Genomic DNA, 1,640 nt, shown 5'->3' on the forward strand with positions numbered 1-1,640 from the left:
GGGCGTCGTGGTGTCCTCGGGTGCGGACGGAGTGGCCGAGGATGTCGTCGTGGGCGACGTGCTGGACGACTTCGCCGACGGGGAACTCGTCGTGCCGTCCTGGGCCGGGGCCGCCGTCGTGTCCGGCGGGTCCTGCTGGACGGACTCGATCGGCTTGACCTGGTTGTCCGGGTGGTCGTCGCCGCCCGAGGTGGCCCCGAGGGTGACGATCGTGCCGACCACGGCGGCGATCAGCACCCCGGTACCCGCGGCGACGAGGTTGCGCCGGGAGCCGGCCACCGCGAGCTTCCGCACGGTGGGCGCGGCGTGGCCTCCGGCGGGGGCCGCAGCCGGCGCGGGCGTCCTGCTGATGAGGACGGGCGGCACGGCCTCGGGCAGCGCGAGCGTCCCGCCGACCACCGGCTGCGGCTCGGTCGGCGCCGCCGCCGGTATCTCCGGGTCGCCGGGCCCTGCGAGGTCGGTGACGAGTGCGAGGGTGCGGCGCCCCACGACCGTGCCCTGCCGGTCGGCGAGCGCGGCGCGCAGCGCGATGGACGCCTCCAGGTCGGCACGGGCCCGGTCGAGGTTGCCCGTGCACAGCGCGAGCACTCCGAGTTCGTGCAGGAAGTACGCCTCCTCGGCGACCTCCCCCGACAGCCGCGCGGCCTCCTGGCCGACCCGCAGCGCCCGCTCCCAGGCCCCCCAGTGCAGCGCCGCGGCGAACGCGGGCGCGACCGTACGGGCCAGCAGCACCGTCGCGCTGGAGTGCCCGCCGTCGCGGCAGGCGATCATCGCCGCGATGATCGCCTCGGACTCGGCGGTGGCCCGCTCGGGCGTGACCGAGGGGTGCCCGGTCCACCAGGCGTAGTGCAGGGCCGCGGTGTGCGCCTGGACGTCGGAGAGTTCGCCGTCGACCGACAGGCTCGGGGCGAGTTGCGGTACGACCCCGGCCGCCAGCCGGAAGTGCGCGTCGACCGGCACCGCGAGCCCGACGGACGTCAACTCGCCGAGCGCCGCGTCACCGTGGGTGTCGCCGACCAGCGCGGGCAGGTGCGACGGGTGCGGGCACTCGCCGTCCAGGGCGACCGCGAAGGCCAGTGCCTCCCGGGCGGCCTCGCTCAGCCGCGAGGCGAGCAGGTCCGCGGGCGCGGCGCTCTCCGCGAGCGAGGGCAGCGGTGCCGGAGCAGGCTGCCGTACGACCGCGGACCGCTCGCCCGCGCCGGTACCCGAACCCGGCGAGCCCTTCTCCCACACCGAGTCGTCCCACTCCGTCGGCTCGGGCTCCTCGACCGGTGCCCGCAGCGCGTCCCGCTGCCGCAGCAGCGCGCCCGCCTGGACGAAGCGCAGCGGCAGCCCCTCGGACTCGAACCACAGGTCGGCCGCCCACGCGGCCTCGTCCTCGGCGAGCGTCCGGCCGGCGGCGAACTGGAGCAGGTCCATGCTGGCGACCCGGGTGAGGCCGGCCAGGAAGACCTCCTCGACCATGGAGTCGGCGGCGGGCGCGGGCACGTCGGGCATGGCCGACATCAGGAAGGCGCATTCGGGGGCCGCGGCGAGCAGTTCCTCCAGCCCGGCGCCGCCGAACTCCAGGTCGTCCACCACGACCACGGCGCCGACCCGGCGCAGCAGCCCGGGCAGTTCGGCGCGGGCCGGGCGGTAGC

General features: G+C 76.8%; 1 pseudogene. It reads right to left on the minus strand.

Features of this window, described 5'->3' with window-relative positions:
• Positions 1-1,640 (minus strand): annotated as a pseudogene (locus AC13HU_RS36760) (ATP-binding protein); the annotation flags it as partial.

The organism is Streptomyces sp. NH27 (assembly GCF_056859195.1).